Source organism: Paraburkholderia sp. BR10923, assembly GCF_040948765.1.
GTDB classification, from domain to species: domain Bacteria; phylum Pseudomonadota; class Gammaproteobacteria; order Burkholderiales; family Burkholderiaceae; genus Paraburkholderia; species Paraburkholderia youngii.
The window spans coordinates 27066-45774 of record NZ_JBFPKO010000037.1 but is presented as its reverse complement, the minus strand read 5'-3'; the positions used below and the strand labels follow the sequence as shown (position 1 = coordinate 45774).

Genomic DNA, 18709 nt, shown 5'->3' with positions numbered 1-18709 from the left:
ACTTATCGGCTGTTAGTTTTTAAAGATCGATCCGCCCAACCCGCAGCGCCTGAACTACCACCACCCGGCACTGCTTCGTTTGCGTCGCTGCGTCTGCAGCAGAGAAGCGAGATTATGGAGAGCGGTCGGCAACCCGTCAAGCCCCTTCTGCGAATTTCTTTTGGGAGCAAAGACACTCGTCTCCATCTCCTTGCCCACACCCGCAAAAGAGTCAACTCACGTCAGACCTAAAAAGAAGCAAAAATAGTTAGTCCTCCAATTCAATCCACTGAAGTCCAGATACCGACAAAACAAAGTAGTCCGTGCACAGCTCGAATCCGCCACCGCTCCCCAAGTTAAAGTTTTACCCTTCCTCGCCGTCAATCAGATCATCCCGCCACTTAAATTAGCTGCCGACTATGGACAATCCCGTCGACGCACACGTCGAGGAAACCCAGCGCGCCGCTGCATCGCCGGCGCTCGAACCCGATTCGGTGCCGGTAGGCACGCCGCTCCCATGGCCGATCGTCGATGCCGACGGTACGCTGCTGTTCGCAAGCGCGACGACGCTCGCGACCACCGACGAACGCGCCTTTCTGTTTCAACACTTCCACCCGCACCGCGGCGACCTGTACGACCTCGGCGCACAACAACCGCCGGCGCCCACGACCCAGCCCGACGAGACCGGCGAGCTGACGCTGAAAGACATGCACCTCGAGATCGGCGCCCTGATCGGCATGCGTTCGCAACTCGGCAGCGGCGCGCCGATGCACCCATGCCGCATCATCGGTTTCGCACCGAATCATGCGCTGTTCGTCACGCCGCCGATGCAGCAGGGCCAACCGCTGCCGCTCACGCCCGGCGAGAACGTCGAGCTCGTCGCGATCGCGAGTCAGGCCGTGTTCCGTTTCGTCTGCACGGTCGAAGCAGTCTGCCGCGTGCCGTTCGACTATGTCGTGTTGTCGAGACCCGGCATGGTCCGCCGGCTACGCGAGCGCAAATCGATCCGCGTCCACGCGCATCTGCCCGTGCGGTTTGGCATCGGTGGGGCCGGCGACACGTACGAAGGCCTTGGCCTCGCCAAAGGCATCAGCGCACTCGGCATGTCGTTGTGCGCGTCATGGACACTGGGCGAGGTCGGCGAGCGGCTACGCATCGCGTTTCGGCTGAAGTCGGCCGAATACGATTCGCAGATCGAGACGATGGCAGTGATCCGCAACGTTCAGAAGGGCAAGACGCCTGGCGAGCCGTCCATGCATGGGCTCGAACTGGATCAACTCGATTCCGCTCAACAGATGGCGATGAAGGTGTTCGTGTTCGATCGTCAGGAGGATGTGCAGCATTGGTCCAACGGGCTGAAATAGACGCTCCGGCTGGCAACCAACGCGCGCGCGAACGGAGCAGTCCGAGCTCGCTGCGCACACATCGATCAGCCGATCAGCTGTTCCGGCGTCAACCGCCGCGCTCCCCACGCATTGGCGAGCACTTCGCAACGGCCGAGCCGTATCGCACCACGCTCGAAATCGACGAACACGACTTCGTGGGCGTCGGCCGGCCGCGCGGGTTCGTCGCGCGTGCGGCCGTCGGTCAGAATCCAGAGCCAGCGCTGCTGGGCCGGCCGTCGCCGCGCGCAGCGCTCGAGCAAATGCGCGGCGCTCCGCACGCCCGACGCGAGCGGCGAGCCGCCACCTCCGCCCACGGGCGCGAGCCATCGTTCGTTCCACCAGCGCGGCACGGCGGGGCCGAAGCGTATGTCCGCGCCCGCACCGCCGAAGCAGATCAGCGCAGCCTCGGTGCGCATCGCACTCGCACGGTCGAACAAGGCAGTCAGTAGCCCCTTCGCGAGCGCGAGGCGTTTGCCGGCCAGCATCGACCCGGAGCAATCGAGCAGGAAGCAATGCAGCACAGCGCCGCGCGGCGCTTCGCGTGCGAAACGCAAATGCTCGCGACGCAGTGTGCGCTCGCGCATCGCGGCGAGCGTCGGTGGCCAGGCAATGCGCCGGCCAGGTTCGCCGCGCGACGTGTCGCGCGCATCCGCCCCCGCACCTTGCGGCCATCGAAAACCGCTGCGCGAGTCAGCGGCGGCGCCCTTCCGATGGCTCAGCGTTTTTTTGCGTCGAGCGGAATGACGCCTTTGACAGGCACAGTCGCGGTCGGCTCGGGCGGCAGGTAACCCCAGTCGGAGTCAGCGGAAGATATCGCCGTATCGCCGGACGCCCCCCCGGCGACGCCCTGTGACCGCGCCTCGCTTTCCGGCTGACGCTGATTCACATGTTGCGAATCATGCTGACGTCGCCGATGAAGCAGCACCGCATCGGCGACGCGCTCCACATGTCCGACCGTCACCGCATCCGTCTGTTCGAACGCGGCCAGCGCGCGCGCCGCGCGCAGCATCACGAGGTCGGCGCGCAGGCCGTCGACGGCCGCGTCGATGCACAACGTGCTCACGCGCGCATGGACGGTGTCATCGAACGCCAGCAGCGGCAGCGCCGCGCGCGCCGAGCGAATTCGCTGCACGTATGAAGCCTGCCGCTCCGCATAAGAGGCACGAAACCCCGTGGGATCGAGATCGAACGCGAACCGCGCTTTGACGATCGCCTGCCGCACCTGCGGCTCGAACGCGTTCTGCAACTCCACCATCAGACCGAAGCGGTCGATCAGCTGGGGCCGCAACTCGCCCTCTTCGGGATTCATCGTGCCGATCAGCACGAAGCTCGCGTCATGACTGTGCGACACGCCATCACGTTCGACGGTATTCACGCCGCTCGCCGCCGCATCGAGCAACGCATCGACGAGCGCATCGGGCAGCAGATTGACTTCGTCGACGTACAGCACGCCGCGATGCGCCTTCGCGAGCAGCCCCGGCGAGAAGCGCACCGAACCGTCGCGCAGCACGGTTTCGATATCGAGCGTGCCGATCAGACGATCCTCGCTCGCGCCAAGCGGCAGATTCACGAACTGCCCTTCCGGCAGCAGTTCGGCGAGCGCGCGCGCGGCGGTGGACTTCGCGGTGCCGCGCGGTCCGCTAATCAGTACGCCGCCCAAGCCCGGATCGATCGCGGCGAGCACCAGCGCCTGCTGCAGCGAAGTCTGGCCAATCAGCGCCGCAAACGGAAAAACCGGCCGCGACGCGGTGCCCGACGAGGAGCCGGCGCCACCCAGGCCGTCCGTTCCTAGCATCGCTCCATTCATGTTTGTCTTCCTTCGATCTGCTGTTCGCTCGCAAGCAGATGCGCTTCCACCTGCGCGCGATAGTCGCCCGGCTGCTGCCACAGCTCTCGCTGCATCGCTTCGAGCAAACGCTCGCAGATCGAATGCAGCGCATGCGGGTTGTGCCGTTGCATGAACGCGCGGGTGTCGGCGTCGTTCAGATAAGCATCGGCGACGAGCGCGTATTGATGATCGGCGATCACGCGCGCGGTCGCGTCGTAGCCATACAGATAGTCGACGGTCGCGGCGATCTCGGCCGCGCCCTTGTAGCCGTGGCGCTTCACGCCATCGAGCCATTTCGGATTGACGACGCGCGAGCGGATCACGCGCGCAATCTCCTCCTGCAGCGTCCGCACGCGCGGCGCGGCCGGATTGCTGTGATCGGCGTGATAGACACTCGGCTGCTGACCGGCCAGATGCCGTACCGCCGCGACCATGCCACCCTGAAACTGGTAGTAGTCGTTCGAATCGAGCACGTCGTGCTCACGGTTGTCCTGGTTCTGCAGCACCACATCCAGCGCTGCGAGGCGCGCGCCAAACGCTTGATGCGCTTCCTCGCCCGCGCTCTTCTGCGCATACGCATATCCGCCCCACGCCTGGTACGCGTTCGCCAGATCGGCGTCGGTCTGCCACTCGCGCGAGTCGATCATCTGCTGCAGACCCGCGCCGTACGCGCCGGGTCGCGCGCTGAACACGCGCCAGCCGGCGCGCTTGCGCGCATCGACCGGGTCCATGCCGCGGGCGATCAACGCATCGCGTTCGCGCTGCACGCGCGCGCGAATCGGATTCAGCTCCGCGGGCTCGTCGAGTTCGGCAACGGCTTGTACGGCCGCATCGAACAGATGCATCACGTTGGCGAACGCATCGCGAAAGAAGCCGGATACGCGCAGCGTGACGTCGATACGCGGCCGGTCGAACGCTTCGATCGGCATGATCTCGAAGTCCGTCACGCGATGACTGCCCGGCGCCCACTTCGGCCGCACGCCGAGCAGCGCGAGCGCCTGGGCGATATCGTCGCCGCCGGTGCGCATCGTCGCGGTGCCCCAGACCGACAGGCCGATCGCGCGCGGATAATCGCCATGCTCCTGCAGATGCCGCTCGATCAGTTGCTGTGCCGATTTCAGGCCGAGTGCCCACGCGGCTTGGGTCGGCACCGCGCGCGTGTCGACCGAATAGAAGTTGCGGCCGGTGGGCAATACGTCGGGCCGACCGCGCGAAGGCGAGCCGCTCGGACCTGGCGGCACGAAACGCCCTTCGAGGCCGCGCTTGAGCTGCGTCATTTCCTGCGGACCGCAGGCGTCGAGGCGCGGCAGCACGTCGTCGCGCAGGCGCGCGATCACCTGTGCCGCTTGCGGCAGACTTTCGTCGCCTGCGGGGACGGCCCACGAACGATCCGCGTCATCGCAATCGACACCGCAGACGCCGCGCAACAGCTCGCCCGCAAGCAACTCCAGGCGCTCGCGGGTATCGCCGCAATGTCGCCACGGTGCGTCGCTGACCCGCTGCAAAACTTCGGGACGCGGGCCGTCCCATGCGGCGGCCCAATCCACGCTCAACGGATCGAACAGATGATCGATGCGCAGATCGCGCGCCAGCGCGTCGACGAGCCCTGCCTTGCCGCCCTGTCCATCGCCGATGGGAAAGCGCCCGAGCGCGAGCAGCGTATCGCGTCGCTGCACGCCGCGCGGCGACTGCCCGAACGTATGCAGGCCATCGCGAATCTGCGCTTCCTTCAGCTCGCACAGCCACGCATCGACGCGCGTGAGCAGCGCGTCTTCATCGTCCTGTCCGTTCGGCGCCGCGAGACTCAGCTCTTCGTGCAGCCGATGCTCGACGATCGTCGTCAGAATCGTGCGACGCAAGAGCTTTGCGCGACGCGAATCGACCATCAATGCTTCGTAGTATTCGTCGACCTGGCGTTCGAGGTCTTGCAGCGGCCCGTAGCTTTCAGCGCGCGTAAGCGGCGGCATCAGATGATCGATGATCACCGCCTGCGCGCGCCGCTTCGCCTGGCTGCCCTCGCCCGGATCGTTGACGATGAACGGATACAGATGCGGCATCGGCCCGAGAATCAGATCGGGCCAGCACGCATCGCTCAGCGCGACGCTTTTGCCCGGCAGCCACTCCAGGTTGCCGTGCTTGCCGACGTGCACGACCGCGTCGATGCCGAACTGGTGGCGCAGCCAGAAGTAGAACGCGAGGTACGCATGCGGCGGTACGAGCTCGGCATCGTGATAGCTCGCATAGTCGCCTTGCTCGCGCGAACGCGAAGGCTGAATGCCGACGAACACCTGCCCGCAGCGCCAGCCCGCGATCATGAAACGGCCGCGCCGCAGCGTCGGGTCCTGGTCGGGCTTGCCCCAGCGCGCGTTCAACGCGTCGCGCACGCTCGCCGGCAACGCGTCGAAATGCGCGCGATAGTCGTCGAGTGCGAGGCTTTGCAGGGCCGGACGCAGATCGCGGACGACCGGATCGTTGGTCACGCCCTCGGTCAGCCTGTTCAACAACGCGTCGCCGCTGTCTGGCAATTCGCCGACACGATAGCCTTCATCGCGCAGCATCGACAGAATGCCGACCACCGATGCCGGCGTATCGAGTCCCACGCCATTGCCGATGCGCCCTTCGCTCATCGGATAGTTCGCGAGAATCAACGCGACTTTCTTGTCGGCGTTATCGAGCGAACGCAGACGGCACCAGCGCCGGCTCAGCTCGGCGAGAAAGCGCACCCGTTCGAGGTCGGGCTGATAACGAACCACGTCGACCTGCGTATGCGCACAGCGATACGCGAGCCCCTTGAAGCTGATCGCGCGCGTGATGATGCGCCCGTCCACCTCGGGCAGCGCGACGTGCATCGCGATGTCGCGCGAATTGAGGCCGTGGTTGTCTTTCAGCCAATCGTCGCGATTGCCGCCGCTCAGGATCACCTGGAACACCGGCGCGTCGCCGGCGAGTGCGAGCGGCTCGGGGTCGTCGATCGCGGACGCGGCGAACGCGGTGGTGTTCAGCACCAGCGCGACGCCATGTTGCGCGCACAGCGACTGCACGACATCGCGGCTCATCGCATCCTTCAACGACGTGATCGCGAGCGGCAGCGGATTGAGCCCTTGCGCTTCGAGCGCATCGATCAGCGCATCGAACACCGCGGTATTGGCGGCCTGCAGATGCGCCTTGTAGAACAGGATCGCGACAACCGGCGCGTCCTGCCGCCAACGCGCCTGCCAGTCGGCAACGGTAGGCGTATCGCGCTCGGGGTGATACAGCGACGCGGCCGGCAATGCGCGCGGCGGCTCGGGCGCGCGCCCCCAACCGAGCGCGCGGTACGCGATGCAGCGCAAAAACGCCTCGGCGTTCTGCGGACCGCCCTCGCGCAGATAGCGCCACAACTGCTGACACAACTCGGCGCTCGCGGTGCTGCGCGCGAGCAGGTTCGGGTCCTCCTGCAGATCGCCGGAAAACATCGCGAGCGTTTGCTGTTTGCGCTGCGCGAGCGCGACGACCTGCTCGATGCCGTACGGCCAATACGCTTCGCCGCCGAGATGATCGACGACGACCACGCGCGCATGCTGCAACACGTCGTCGAGATAGAAATCGACCGAGGCCGGCTGACGCAGATACGTGACGTTCGCGAGCCGCAGGCTCGGGAAGCCGTCATCGAGACGCGGCACCACGCTCGCGAGCAGCGACAGCGTGGTGTCGGCGGAACTGAGCACGACGATCTCGGCGGGCTGCTGATCGATGCGGATCACGCCCTGCGTATCGTCGACGAAACCGCCCGGCGTCGTGCGCAGCAAATGCATGCTGGCGCGCCCGTTATGCCGTCGCGTTCGACGTCGCGCCGAGCGCCGCGTCGAATGCCTGTTGCAGCGCGGGTTGATCGAGGTCTTCGCCGATCAGCACGAAGCGGCTCAGGGCGTCGTCGCCGCTTTCGCCCGCCTGCCAGCGCCGGTCGAAGTAGCTGTCGAAGCGCCGGCCAACGCCCTGGATCACGAGGCGCATCGCCGCGCCCGGCAGTGCCGCGAAGCCTTTGACACGGTAAATCGTGTGGCTTTCGACCAGCGTCTGCAACGCGGCGAGCGCCGCGTCGCGCGACGGCACCGATGCCTGCACGACGACCGAATCGAATTCGTCGTGGTGATGATCGGGGTCGTCGGCGGAACCGTGGTGGTCGTGACGCAGATGGATCGTCTGTTCCGACGCCGCTTCGAGCCCCAGCAGCGTATGCAGGTCGAGCTGCCCCCGCTGCGCGCGCACGATCTTCACCTGCGGCGGAATCTCCGCGCGGATCGCGGCTTCCACTTCGTGCTGCCGCGCGTCGTCGATCAGATCGGTCTTGTTCAGAATCACCAGATCGGCGGCCGACAACTGGTCTTCGAACAGCTCGTGCAGCGGCGACTCGTGATCGAGATTCGGATCGGCCTTGCGCTGCGCATCGACGGCGACCGGGTTATCGGCGAACTGGCCGCTTGCGGCGGCGGGGCCATCCACCACCGTCACCACCGCGTCGACCGTGAAGCCGTTGCGGATCTGCGGCCAGTTGAACGCCTGCACGAGCGGCTTCGGCAATGCGAGCCCCGAGGTTTCGATCAGCACGTGATCGAGTTCGTCGCGCCGCTCAGCGAGCTTTTCCATCACCGGGAAAAACTCTTCCTGCACGGTGCAGCACAGACAACCGTTCGCGAGTTCATACAATTGCCCTTCGGTCTCGACGCCGTTTTCATCGCAACCGATGCCGCAGCCCTTGAGGATTTCGCCGTCGATGCCGAGTTCGCCGAACTCGTTGACGATCACCGCGATGCGCTTGCCGCCCGCATGCTGAAGGATGTGCCGCAGCAACGTAGTTTTGCCACTGCCGAGAAAGCCGGTAACGATCGTGACGGGAATCTTGCGCAATTGAGTTTGCATCGTGAGGTCCATCCCTTTGCGTTGCATTGGTCTGCCGCAAGTTCCGCGCATCGGTCGGCATCGGCTGGCGAATGGAGCGAATGAAGCACGCGCAACAGTACCAGCGATCACCAGACACGGGGACGAACGACGGCATTGCCGCGACAACGGAAATACAGAAAGCGGAACTGAGGTCATGAACGCGCCGCCGCATCCCCGCGGCGGTCGTTCTGCTTCTTCGGGCCGGTATCCGGGCTGGCGAAAGCGCCGCTTCCCCTTCCCGGACGAGTGGTTTCTCGTCCAGTGGTGATATGTCGACGCGACCTTGCGCGAGGACATCGAAGTCGGCACCGCGGCGCCCGGCTATCAAGCCGGAACCGCTTTCCGCTTACCGTTGCGGGGACAGCACAGGTTAGCCGCTCTAGCGCAGATGGCTCCCTGTTTCCCGTTTAACTGCATGCGCACGAACGCGCACGCGAGCACCCAAAGTGCGTGCGAGTGTAGGCCCCCGGGCATGCGCAGTCAAGGAACGCAGGGCGTCGGAAAGCGCCGCCGCGGCTTATCCGGCAAGGCGTCATGTGCTATCGTATGCGCGCGTTTGGTGCCCGCACATGCGCTCGCATGTGCAGTTAAACGGGAAACAGGCAGCGCGTCGCGCGTTCAACCTGTGCTGTCCCCGCAACGGTAAGCGACCTGCGGCGCGCGGTTCGATTCAGCTTCGATTCCGCTGTGCCGCGCATGCGTTTTTTGATGCCACTGTCCCCGCGAATCCGCAGATTCGCAAACCGGGACGGGAAGGCGAAGCGCGTGAGGCCGCCAGCCCGGATACCGGCCAGACGCGGAGGCGGCGCCGCATGCATGCGTGCATCGGGTTGCGCCGCCGGCCGCCGGAATCCGCGGGGAACGGATGTGAAGGCGTAGTAGCGCGGCATCGCGCGTGTCGTGGCGTTCTCACTGAAGAATCCGCCGCGAACCGCACGAGTGGCCGCGCCCGGATTCGCTGTACCGCATGACATCCATATTCACCGCCGCGCGCACCGTCGCACGCCGCCACTCCCCTCCCATCTCCGCATGGCATGCGCCATGCACGCCGCGATGACGCGCGCCTGGCTGATCGGCGCCGGTCCCGGCGACGTCGAACTGATGACGCTGAAGGCCACCCGTGCGCTCGCGCAGGCCGATGTCGTGCTGGTCGACGATCTGGTCAATCCCGACGTTCTGCAGTTCGCGGGCGCCAACGCGCAAGTCGTATACGTCGGCAAGCGCGGCGGCCATCCGTCGACTCCGCAAGCGGACATCGTCGCGCAAATGCTCGGGCATCTGCGCGCGGGACGCAGCGTGGCGCGGCTCAAAGGCGGCGATCCGTTCGTGTTCGGCCGCGGCGGCGAAGAATTGCAGGCGCTGCAGGCGGCTGGTGTTGAAGTCGACGTGATCAACGGCATCACGGCCGGCATCGCCGCGCCCGCGACGCTCGGCATCGCGGTCACGCATCGCGATTACGCGCAGGGCGTCGTGTTCGTCACCGGCCACGGCGCCGGCAGCGGCGAACCGGACTGGGCCGCGCTCGCCGCGACGCGCATGACGCTCGTGATCTATATGGGCATGCGGCGGCTCGGCGAAATCGTCGGCGCGTTGCTCGCGGCCGGCATGTCCGCCGATACGCCCTGCGCGGCGATCGAATCGGCGACGCGGCCGGAGCAGCGTCACGTGCTCGCGCCGCTGCGCGAGTTTGCCGAGGCGGTCGTGCGCGCGGGGCTCGGCTCGCCGGCGATCGTCGTGATCGGCGGCGTGGCCTCGTTCGCGCTTGCGCGTGATGCGGCCAAACGCGACGGCCGAGTCGATCACGAACAAGCTGCGAGCGCGATTAAAACGCTGAGCGTCGGCATAGGTTGCCGCTTGCACAGCGATGCGGCTGACATCGAAGCCGCCGTGCGCGCAGCACTCGGTTCGAATGCCTTCGAGCAGATCCACACCATTGCGACGATCGACGCCAAAGCCAACGAAGCAGGTCTGCTCGAATTCTGTTCGCGCCATCAACTACCGCTGCAACTGTTCAGCCGCGAGCAGATCGCCGCCGCACCGGTCGCGTCGCCGTCGGCGGCCGCGCGCGCGCATCTTGGTGTCGACGGTGTGTGCGAACCGTGTGCGCTACTGGCGGCAGCAGCGTCGGTCCGCGCGACAATCGCGCAAAACGCACGTCTGGTCGTACACAAGACCACGCACGCCGGCATTACGGTCGCGATTGCGGCGGCGAGCGACAGCGCACCCGGCGACGTAGCGCCCTTCCATCCCGCCCCTCAAGACCAGGACCTCCGATGAAAACCGATCCCGAATCGCATCAACGCATGACCGAACGGCGCCGCGAAGGCCACGAAAAGAAGCAGGCCAGCGCTACCGTCGAAAAAGGCCTGCTGATCGTCAACACCGGCACCGGCAAGGGCAAGAGCACGGCCGCGTTCGGCATGGCCGTGCGGGTGCTCGGCCACGGCATGCGGCTGGGTGTCGTGCAGTTCATCAAGGGCGCGCTGCATACGTCGGAGCGCGATTTCCTCGGAGCGATCGCGCAATGCGATTTCGTCACGATGGGCGACGGCTATACGTGGAACACGCAGAACCGCGAAGCCGACATGGCAACCGCGCGCAAGGGCTGGAACGAAGCGCGGCGGATGATCGAAAGCGGCGACTATCAGATGGTGATCCTCGACGAACTGAACACCGTGCTGAAGTACGAGTACCTGCCGCTCGACGAAGTGCTCGCCGTGATTAACGCGCGCGCGCCGATGCTGCACGTCGTCGTGACCGGGCGCCATGCGCCCGACGCGCTGATCGAAGCCGCCGACCTCGTCACCGAAATGCGCGCGATCAAGCATCCGTATCGCGAGCAGGGTGTGAAGGCACAGCGCGGCGTGGAGTTCTGAGCGATGTCCGCGCCCCCCAACGGGACTTCCTTCGGGGCGCCCCCCAAGGGGACTCGCTCCGCAGCGTGCCCCGCGCTGTTCATCAGCGCGCCCGCCTCGGGACAAGGCAAGACCACGATCACCGCGGGTCTCGCGCGCTATCACCGGCGGCTCGGACGTCGCGTGCGCGTGTTCAAGACCGGACCGGATTTTCTCGACCCGATGATCCTCGCGCGCGCGAGCGGCGCGCCGGTGCTGTCGCTCGATCTATGGATGGTCGGCGAAAGCGCGTGCCGCAACCTGCTCGCGCAGGCGGCACAAGAAGCCGATCTGATCCTGATCGAAGGCGTGATGGGCCTGTTCGACGGCACGCCGAGCAGCGCCGATCTGGCGACCACGTTCGGCGTGCCGGTGCTTGCGGTGATTTCCGCGCAGGCAATGGCGCAGACCTTCGGCGCGCTCGCGTTCGGCCTTGCGCGCTTCAGACCGCAACTGCCGTTTCACGGCGTGCTCGCGAATCGCGTCGGCTCGGCCCGGCACGCGCAGATGCTGCAGGAAGCGCTGCCGCCCGAACTGCGCTGGTGCGGCCACATCGCCGCGAGCGACGAGATCACGCTGCCCGACCGGCACCTCGGCCTGCATCAAGCCGATGAGATCGACGATCTCGAAGCGCGCCTCGAACACGCGGCGGATACGCTCGCGTCGACCGCGCTCGCCGAACTGCCGCCGCCGGTCGATTTCGGCACACCGTCGCCCGAGGTGCTGCCGCGTCTGCTCGAAGGCACGCACATCGCGATCGCGCGTGACGCCGCGTTCTCGTTCATCTACCCCGCCAACGTCGCGCTGCTCGAAGCGCTCGGCGCGCGGCTCAGCTATTTCTCGCCGCTTGCCGACGAAGCGTTGCCCGCCGACGCGCACGCGCTCTATCTGCCGGGCGGCTATCCCGAACTGCATATGGCGACGCTCGCGGGCAACATGAGCAGCGCGGCATCGATCCGCGCGCACGTCGCGGCGGACAAACCGGTGGTCGCCGAATGCGGCGGCATGCTCTACCTGCTCGACACCCTGACCGACGCGCAAGGCACGAGCACGCGCATGCTCGGCCTGCTGCCCGGTCACGCGACGATGCAAACGCGCTTCACGTCGCTCGGCATGCAGCAGATCGACGGCATCCACGGCACGCTGACCGGCCACACGTTCCACTACTCGAAGCTCGCGACACCGCTCGCGCCGCAGCGCTTCGCCACCCGCGCGCGCAGCGACACCCCCGGCGAAGCGGTGTTCCGCGTGGGCCCGATTGTGGCAACCTATATGCACGCTTACTGGCCCTCCAACCCGGCTTTCACGGCCGCCCTCTTTCATGGCGAAGCCTTTTGACGACTCCGAGCGCGATGCGGTCTATCGCGCGATTTACGAACGCCGCGACATGCGCCACTTCGTGCCCGATCCGGTCGATCCGGCGGTGCTAAGGCGTCTGCTCGACGCGGCGCATCACGCGCCGAGCGTCGGCTACATGCAGCCGTGGCGCATCGTGCGCATCACCGATGCGGCGCTGCGCACGGGCTTGCGCGACATCGTCGAGCGCGAACGGCTCGCTACCGCCGACGCGCTCGGCAAGCGCCGCGACGAATTCATGAAGCTGAAGGTCGAAGGCATGCGCGACTGCGCGGAGCTGCTGGTGATCGCGTTGATGGACGGGCGCGAGCAGCACGTGTTCGGCCGTCGCACGCTGCCGGAGATGGACCTCGCTTCGGTCGCGTGCGCGATCCAGAACATGTGGCTCGCCGCGCGCGCGGAAGGACTCGGGCTTGGATGGGTGTCGCTGTTCGATGTCGACGCGGTGCACCGGCTACTGGCGATGCCGGAAGGCGCGCGGCCGGTCGCGATTCTGTGCCTCGGCCACGTCGATGCGTTCTACAGCGAGCCGATGCTCGAAACGGAGCGCTGGGCGAGCCGTCTGCCGCTAGCCGATTGTGTGTTCGAAAACCGCTGGCCACGCGGCGAACCGGTGCCGGAATAACCGACACGCACGGCTCCGGCGACTCGAAGATGCGTTGTTTAGCGCTGCAGCGGCTCCATCGACTCGACGTTCGGCGCACCGCTCGCCTTGTCGATACTGAGATTCACGCGCCAGTCGGCCGGCGCGTCGTACGGCAGCTTCGCAAGCGCGGTTTTCACGAGCAGCGGCAGCGCATGCAGCGGGTCCGCGTCGCGATCGCTATACACCGCGCTGACCTTGTAGCGCTCGGTGCCGCTCGCATAGTCGAAAAAGCGCAGCGTCAGCGCGTGCTGATACTTGCGCCCGAAAAGCAGCGCGCCTGGACCGTCGCTGCCCGCGCCGCAATCGGCGGGCGCGCAATCCCCACCGCCAATGCCGATCGACGCCGGCCGCGTGCTATACGCGATCGACAGCAGATAATGCGCGGGCTTGCCCGCCGCATCGACGAAGCCGTTTTTCGCCAACTCGTCGCGCAGCAGCTTTTCGACTTGCGGATGGTCGGCGCTGTCGTCCTGCGCCTGCGTGCGCGCGAGCGAATAGGTCTGCTCGCCTTGCAGCGCAACGGCGTGGTCGGCGCCGTTAGCGCAGACGGTGTGTACGTCGGCGCCGAGGCCCGCGCAAGCGGTGAGGCTCGCCGCGGCCAGCGCGGCACAGAGGTGAGCGATCTTCGCCATTTTCTGTCTTCTCTCTAGTCCATCGAATCCATCACGAGCGCATCAGGCGCGCGGTGCGCTCGTTTCATCGAGCGGCGCGTCGTCGAGCGCGGGCAGCCAGATCGTAAACGCCGTCCCCTCGCCGGGCGCGCTGACGACTTCGACGCTGCCCCCGTGGCGCGTAACGACGGTTTTGATGAACGCCATGCCGAGTCCCGCGCCGCCCACTTCCGGCCGCTCTGCCTCGTGAAAACGGCGAAAGCGCTCGAATAGCCCCGCCTGCTGCTCCTTCGGGATGCCATAGCCCTGGTCGCGAATCGTGCACGCGACGCGTGCCGCCCCGCTGCCCTCGCGCCTCGCCGCCGGCTGGCTCGCGAAGCTGCACACGATGCGCGTGTCGGGCGGACTGTACTTGACCGCGTTGTTCAGAATATTGACGAGCGCGCGTGTCATCAGTGAGCGGTCGGCGCAAATCCAGGGATCGTCGTTGCTGTCGTCGCCGGTTTCGGTATGCAGCGTAATGCGCTTCGCGTGCGCCTGCGGCCAGACCTCGTCGCTCGCATCGATGACGAGTTCGGTCAGGCTCAGCGGCTCGAGCAAATAGGCCTGCGATTCGGCGCGCGCCAGTTGCACGAAGTCGTCGGCGAGCGTGAGCGCGCGTTGCGCGTAGCGTTCGATGCGCTCGAGCACGCCGCGCGCGAGCGCCGGCTCGGTCCGCGCCCGCTCGATCTCGACTAGCGCAATGATCGACGCCTGCGGCGAGCGCATGTCGTGCGACAGCAGCCGCAGCGCGTCCTCGCGCTGACGCTCGGCCGCATGCAGCGCCGACACGTCGACCAGACCGGCGATCCAGCCGGTCGTCTCGCCCTGCGCGTTGGTGCAGGTCGCATAGCGCAGCAGATGGTCGCGCTCGTTCGTGTCGCGCACCTCGACACCCTGCGCCATCAGCGCCGCGAACTCGCCGCGCGTCGGATCGAGCGGCGCCGGCCAGTGCGCGTGTGCGTGCACGTTGCGCTGGTTGTCCGAGGCCGCGCCGGTATCGATCGTCTTCACGAGCGTGAGCCCGCCGAGCACGTTATGCATCGGCTGGCCCTCGGGCATCGGCGCACCGAGCCGCGCGAAATGCGCTTTCGCCGCGTGATTCGCGATCAGCACGACGCCGCCCACATCGCTGACGAGAATCGGCTCCGGCATGCTGTCGAGGCTGTCCCACACGAAGCGCTTCATGTCCTGCACCCGTTGCGCGGCCTCAGCCATCAGCGCCATGTGCTGCGCGAGCACGTCGCCGCCGAACTCGCGGCGGCGCTTCGGCGTTTCGGGCAGCAGATGCGGCTCGTCGGCGAGACGTTGCAGCTCGCCGCGCAGATACGCCATCGTCATTTCGAGGCGTCGCCAGTTCCAGATCGGGTAGACGATCGCGACGCCGAGGATCGCCGGCACCGGCGACATCCACAGCCTGCCGCCGTACAGCAGCAGCGCGCTGCCGGCCACGGCGAGCAGCACCAGCGCGCCGGTCAGCATCAGCGAGCGGCGCGGCGACAGTACGAGGAAGCCGCCGAGCAACGCGGCGAGCGGCGCGAGTGCCGCCGCGAACACGATCCACAGCGCGACCGGCTGGATCTCGCGGCCGGTCAGCAGCGTGTCGAGCACGTTCGCGTGGATGTAGACGCCTGGCAGCGGACCGAGCTCGCCCGACACAGGCGTCGCGAAGCGGTCGTACAGACCCGACGCCGTCACGCCGATCACGACGATGCGCCCGCGCAACTGATCGGCCGGCACCTTGCCGGCGAGCACGTCGGCGAAACTGAAGCTCGCGTAGCTCGCGGCATTCGGGCCGAACGGTATCAGGAAGCGGTCTTCGCGGCCGTCGTCGCTGCCGCGCGCGGGCTCGTTCGAGCGACGCGGCGGCAGCCCGTTGCGCAGATGCAGCTTGCCGTGTTCGACCGCGTCGGCGACGAGCACCGTCAGTTGCGGCCAGCGCGAGTGCTCGTCGCCCTGGAAGCGCGCGACGCTGCGCACGATGCCGTCGCTGTCCACTTCGAAATTGATGTGACCGAGCCCGGCGGCTGCCTGCGCGAGCGGCGTGACGGGTTCATCGACGGTGCGCTCGCCGCTCGCATCGGGCGGCGTCAGCAGCACGGGCAGATAGGTCGGGCTCAGCGCGATGGCGTGGGCGAGCCGGGCGTCGTCGACGTTGGGCTCGGTGAACAGCACGTCGTAGATCACCGCGGCAGGTTTGGCCGCGGCGAGCTGCTCGAGGAGCCGCGCATGCACGCTGCGTGGCCACGGCCAGCGGCCGAGCGCGTCGATGGTCGCATTGTCGATCTCGACGACGACGATGTCCGACAGCAGCGGCTGCGCGCGCAGCTTCAGAAACTGGTCGTACACCAGCAGATCGATGCCCGCGCCGACGCGCCCGAACGACGTCAGCAGGATCACCGCGAGGCCGAGGCAGCCAACGCTGAGCCACTCGGTCAGAAAGCGCCGGCCGGCCCGCCGTCCGAGACGGGCGCGCGGATCGAGGCTCAGTCGCGTAGAAGTGGCGGGCAAGGGACGATGTAGTCGGGAACCAGAGGACGGACCGGCCAGCAGGCCGGCTCCGAGAATCTACCAGCGTCAGCGCGCCAGCGTAAAGGAGCGGACCGGGCTGCTCTTTTCGTAGAAGCGCCCGTTGTCGAACTGCTCGGCGACGATCGTCCAGTAGTAGACACCTGGCGGCAGATCGCTGATCACGAGCTCGCCGCCCGCGAGATCGGTGCGATCGATCGCGGGATGGCTTAGATCAGCCGTCATCGCGAGCACGAAGCGAAAACGCGTCGGCACGTTGCTGTGGCTGACGAACCAGCGGAACTCGTAGTCGTGGCTGCCCGCGCGCTGCGTGGCCGAAGCGTCCAGCCCGAGTTGGCGGCGCTCGAACGCATACACGCTCGGCAGGCCGTCGAGGCCGTTGCTATCGGTCGACGCAACACGCACGAAGTACGTGCCGTCGGGCAGATCGCCGAAGTCGGCGTGGGGCACGCTCACGCGTAGATCGCGCACCAGGTCGAGCTGATCGGCATCGTGCGAAATCTGCAGCCGATAGCCGAGCGCGTGCTCGGCCGGGTTGACGTCGAACGCGACGGTCTTGCCGTCCTGCACGCGTGCCGGCCGCGCGAGCGAAGGTGCCGGCAACAGTTGGAGCGGACTGCCGACCGCTTCGCCCGAGTGCGTGACGTTGCCGAAGCTTGCCTTGACCAGTTGGTCGGACGCCTGCAGCGGCCTGCCCGGCGCCGGCGCGGCGCTCTGGCCGTGCTGCGTGGCCGGATCGACGCCGACCGCGCCATCGAGCACGGCCACCGCGGTGGTCTGCGTGTCGCCGTTGTAATCGACGCGGAAGCGCGTACCGCGCACCCCGGCGACCGCCGAAGGCGACCGGATCTGGAAGCGATCGTCGCGTCGCGTCGCATGCGTGACCTGGCTTTCGACCTCGCCCGAACGCAACTGGAAGATGCGATCTGCCGCGCCGGTCAGCGTGATGTGCCGCAGCCTCTCGATATTGAGTTCGCCGTTTTGCGCGACCGTCACATACGAGCCGTCGGGCAGTTCGAGCGTCGCGAACCCGTTCGCGCCGGTGCGCAAGTGATCGCCTTCGGCAAGCGTTTCACCGCTCTTCAACGGCAGATAAGGGCTCGTGTCGAACGCGTGCTCGACCGGACCGCTGGTCGCGACCACGCGCGCCGTGTCCCGATCCTGGCGCAGCCTTTGGAACGGCAAACGCAGCACGATGCCGGCCGGCATGCGGCGTGGCGCGGGCACGTGATTGAGCCTGCTCAACAGCGCCCAGTCGGATGGGTCGGCCATGTAGCGGGCGGCGATGTCGTACAGCGTGTCGCCTTCGTGCGTGGTGTACGAAGCGTAGACCGGCAACGCCTTCGCACCGGCCTTGCCGCGCGCAGGCTGCGCGTGCGCGAGCGCGCTCCAACCGGTCGCGCCCGTTGCGATCAGACAGGCCGCGGCAAGCCACGCGGCGGCGCGGCGGCCGGAGATAGCGCCGCTGCCCGACGCCGCCCCACCCACGCAGACGGTCACGCCTCCCCCGCTTCTTCAGTGGGTTCGTCGTCGGCGGTAGGTGGTGTGTCGGCTTCGATCCGCTCGAGGCGGTAGCCATAGCCGTAGATCGGTGTGAGCCGATAACCCTGCTCCGGGCGCAGACCGAGCTTGCTGCGTAACATCGACACGTGGGTGTCCATCGTGCGCGACGGGATGTCGGTTGCCTGCTTCCAGATCACGTCGAGAATGTGTGCGCGCGACAGCGGCCGGCTCATATGCTGAAACAGCAACAGCGCGAGTTCGAACTCTTTCTGCGTGACGGAGACCGGCGTGCCGCGCACGATGACGTGCTTGGCGCTCAGGTCGAACTCGAAGTCACCGAACACTTCCCTGGTCGCCGGCGGCTTCAGGTAATACGCACGCCGCAGCAGCGAGCCGACCCTGGCGAGCAGCACCGCGCCCGACACGGGCTTGACGAGATAGTCGTCGGCACCGATATTCAGAATCGAAGTGATGTCGGATTCGCGGCCGCGGCTCGTCATGAACAGTACCGGCAGACGCTCGGACAGGCTCTCGCGCACCCACCGAAGCACCTCTTCGCCGGACATGTCCGGAACGTTCCAGTCGAGCACGAGCAGGTCGAACGTCTGGCGACGCAACTGGCGCACGAGTTCGCGCCCTGCGCCATACGCATGACAGACGTGTCCAGCGGCGGATAGCGTTTGACACACAAGGTCGGCCTGAGCCGAATCATCATCGAGGACAGCAATTCTCATAACACCCCACAACGTAACAGCACCTTTCGCGGCTGACGGCCGGCGCACCGGCTGACGACCGGGATGACGACATAGCGCCGCCGATCCGGCTTTCCATTAAATTCCGGCTGCTACTTTCTGACTAATGGTCCCTCGCCGTACCCTGCTATGACGCTGGTTTCATGAAGCTGAGATCAGCGCATAAATGTGATTTCCATAGCGATTTATGCAGGGCAGATCATGATAATCGAAAACCCTCTTTCATCCCGCTTACCGTGGACCGGCAATCCGTCGCGAAAAACCCTA

The 18709-nt window shown here is 66.6% G+C and carries 13 protein-coding genes, 1 pseudogene and 2 riboswitches; of the genes and pseudogenes, 6 read left to right on the top strand and 8 right to left on the bottom strand.

The genetic code is table 11. The features are described from left to right. Positions 1-398 precede the first annotated feature (398 nt). Positions 399-1343, top strand: coding sequence for a flagellar brake protein (locus tag AB3X94_RS37110; protein WP_176105858.1), 945 nt, complete (start codon positions 399-401; stop codon positions 1341-1343). A 65-nt stretch (positions 1344-1408) separates the two neighbouring features. Here AB3X94_RS37110 and AB3X94_RS37105 read toward each other — a convergent pair whose 3' ends face one another. The 4 genes from AB3X94_RS37105 to cobW all read right to left on the bottom strand — a co-directional run bounded on the left by AB3X94_RS37105 (position 1409) and on the right by cobW (position 8091). Beyond that, a complete protein-coding gene (locus AB3X94_RS37105) occupies positions 1409-1948 on the bottom strand; it encodes a magnesium chelatase (RefSeq protein ID WP_368614110.1) in 540 nt (179 codons plus the stop codon). A gap of 131 nt (positions 1949-2079) precedes the next feature. After that, positions 2080-3171, bottom strand: a complete 1092-nt coding sequence (locus AB3X94_RS37100; RefSeq protein WP_368614109.1) for an ATP-binding protein — start codon at positions 3169-3171, stop codon at positions 2080-2082. After that, the gene (gene cobN / locus AB3X94_RS37095) at positions 3168-6986 is read right to left on the bottom strand and encodes a cobaltochelatase subunit CobN (RefSeq protein ID WP_368614108.1); all 3819 of its coding nucleotides are present in this window, start codon (positions 6984-6986) and stop codon (positions 3168-3170) included. The genes AB3X94_RS37100 and cobN overlap by 4 nt, the downstream gene beginning before the upstream one ends. Before the next feature lie 13 nt (positions 6987-6999). Further along, complete coding sequence (gene cobW / locus AB3X94_RS37090) at positions 7000-8091, bottom strand: cobalamin biosynthesis protein CobW (RefSeq protein WP_281374983.1); 1092 nt, start codon at positions 8089-8091, stop codon at positions 7000-7002. A gap of 202 nt (positions 8092-8293) precedes the next feature. Further along, a riboswitch (cobalamin riboswitch) is annotated at positions 8294-8572 on the bottom strand. 80 nt (positions 8573-8652) lie between these two features. Continuing rightward, positions 8653-8922: riboswitch (cobalamin riboswitch) on the top strand. 243 nt (positions 8923-9165) lie between these two features. Here cobW and cobA point away from each other — a divergent pair. The 5 genes and pseudogenes from cobA to bluB form a co-directional block, all read left to right on the top strand. After that, positions 9166-9891 (top strand): annotated as a pseudogene (gene cobA / locus AB3X94_RS37085) (uroporphyrinogen-III C-methyltransferase); the annotation flags it as partial. 42 nt (positions 9892-9933) lie between these two features. Continuing rightward, complete coding sequence (locus AB3X94_RS37080) at positions 9934-10389, top strand: cobalamin biosynthesis protein (protein ID WP_368614112.1); 456 nt, start codon at positions 9934-9936, stop codon at positions 10387-10389. Continuing rightward, the gene (cobO, locus tag AB3X94_RS37075) at positions 10386-10988 is read left to right on the top strand and encodes a cob(I)yrinic acid a,c-diamide adenosyltransferase (protein ID WP_018421084.1); all 603 of its coding nucleotides are present in this window, start codon (positions 10386-10388) and stop codon (positions 10986-10988) included. Before AB3X94_RS37080 ends, cobO begins: the two co-directional genes overlap by 4 nt. A 3-nt stretch (positions 10989-10991) precedes the next feature. Further along, positions 10992-12344, top strand: a complete 1353-nt coding sequence (locus AB3X94_RS37070; protein WP_368614107.1) for a cobyrinate a,c-diamide synthase — start codon at positions 10992-10994, stop codon at positions 12342-12344. Then, positions 12328-12987 carry a 5,6-dimethylbenzimidazole synthase gene (gene bluB / locus AB3X94_RS37065; RefSeq protein WP_368614106.1) on the top strand — a complete coding sequence of 220 codons (660 nt, stop codon included), beginning with the start codon at positions 12328-12330 and terminating at the stop codon, positions 12985-12987. Before AB3X94_RS37070 ends, bluB begins: the two co-directional genes overlap by 17 nt. A 38-nt stretch (positions 12988-13025) precedes the next feature. On the opposite strand, the gene AB3X94_RS37060 is transcribed toward bluB, so the two are convergent. From AB3X94_RS37060 to AB3X94_RS37045, 4 genes are all read right to left on the bottom strand, one after another. Continuing rightward, positions 13026-13640 (bottom strand): DUF4136 domain-containing protein, encoded by a 615-nt coding sequence (locus AB3X94_RS37060; protein WP_368614105.1) that lies wholly within the window; start codon positions 13638-13640, stop codon positions 13026-13028. A gap of 42 nt (positions 13641-13682) precedes the next feature. Beyond that, complete coding sequence (locus AB3X94_RS37055) at positions 13683-16169, bottom strand: CHASE2 domain-containing protein (protein WP_368614104.1); 2487 nt, start codon at positions 16167-16169, stop codon at positions 13683-13685. A gap of 66 nt (positions 16170-16235) precedes the next feature. Beyond that, on the bottom strand, positions 16236-17687 hold the full coding sequence (locus AB3X94_RS37050) for a FecR domain-containing protein (protein ID WP_368614103.1): 1452 nt from the start codon (positions 17685-17687) through the stop codon (positions 16236-16238). Further along, positions 17684-18424 carry a response regulator transcription factor gene (locus tag AB3X94_RS37045; RefSeq protein ID WP_368614102.1) on the bottom strand — a complete coding sequence of 247 codons (741 nt, stop codon included), beginning with the start codon at positions 18422-18424 and terminating at the stop codon, positions 17684-17686. Before AB3X94_RS37045 ends, AB3X94_RS37050 begins: the two co-directional genes overlap by 4 nt. Positions 18425-18709: the final 285 nt, after the last annotated feature.

Coding starts and splice junctions, on each gene's coding strand:
- AB3X94_RS37060 (WP_368614105.1), bottom strand. CDS start 13,640: ATGGCGAAGATCGCTCACCTCTGTGCCGCGCTGGCCGCGGCGAGCCTC.
- cobW (WP_281374983.1), bottom strand. CDS start 8,091: ATGCAAACTCAATTGCGCAAGATTCCCGTCACGATCGTTACCGGCTTT.
- AB3X94_RS37100 (WP_368614109.1), bottom strand. CDS start 3,171: ATGAATGGAGCGATGCTAGGAACGGACGGCCTGGGTGGCGCCGGCTCC.
- AB3X94_RS37110 (WP_176105858.1), top strand. CDS start 399: ATGGACAATCCCGTCGACGCACACGTCGAGGAAACCCAGCGCGCCGCT.
- bluB (WP_368614106.1), top strand. CDS start 12,328: ATGGCGAAGCCTTTTGACGACTCCGAGCGCGATGCGGTCTATCGCGCG.
- AB3X94_RS37045 (WP_368614102.1), bottom strand. CDS start 18,424: ATGAGAATTGCTGTCCTCGATGATGATTCGGCTCAGGCCGACCTTGTG.
- cobO (WP_018421084.1), top strand. CDS start 10,386: ATGAAAACCGATCCCGAATCGCATCAACGCATGACCGAACGGCGCCGC.
- cobN (WP_368614108.1), bottom strand. CDS start 6,986: ATGCATTTGCTGCGCACGACGCCGGGCGGTTTCGTCGACGATACGCAG.
- AB3X94_RS37070 (WP_368614107.1), top strand. CDS start 10,992: ATGTCCGCGCCCCCCAACGGGACTTCCTTCGGGGCGCCCCCCAAGGGG.
- AB3X94_RS37105 (WP_368614110.1), bottom strand. CDS start 1,948: ATGCGCGAGCGCACACTGCGTCGCGAGCATTTGCGTTTCGCACGCGAA.